1 protein-coding gene is annotated in these 250 nt (G+C 61.6%); it reads left to right on the top strand.

Going from position 1 to position 250, the window contains the following annotated elements; genetic code table 11:
• Window positions 1-49: 49 nt before the first annotated feature.
• Window positions 50-226 carry a hypothetical protein gene (locus ACPYOJ_RS36130; RefSeq protein ID WP_481420499.1) on the top strand — a complete coding sequence of 59 codons (177 nt, stop codon included), beginning with the start codon at window positions 50-52 and terminating at the stop codon, window positions 224-226.
• Window positions 227-250: the final 24 nt, after the last annotated feature.

Raw genomic sequence — 250 nt, 5'->3', positions numbered from 1 at the left:
CCCCCCCCCCCCCCCCCCCCCTCTTCCCAAGCAAAAGCCGACACCCTAGATGCAGCGTAGTCTCGTGGGCTCGGAGATGTGTATAAGAGACAGCTACGGGACGCCGGCGACGCTGACCGATCTCGATGACCACCAGGGCCTGTTCTACACCAACCGCGGTATCGCCGTTGTTCATGCCCATGGCCAGCCTGGCACGCACGATGGTCTGTCTCTTATACACATCTGACGCTGCCGACGACTAGTCGAGTGT

It is taken from the genome of Rhizobium sp. SVR5-9E (genome assembly GCF_056755095.1).
The sequence above is the reverse complement of the archived record's forward strand: the minus strand, read 5'-3'. Positions and strand labels throughout refer to the sequence as shown.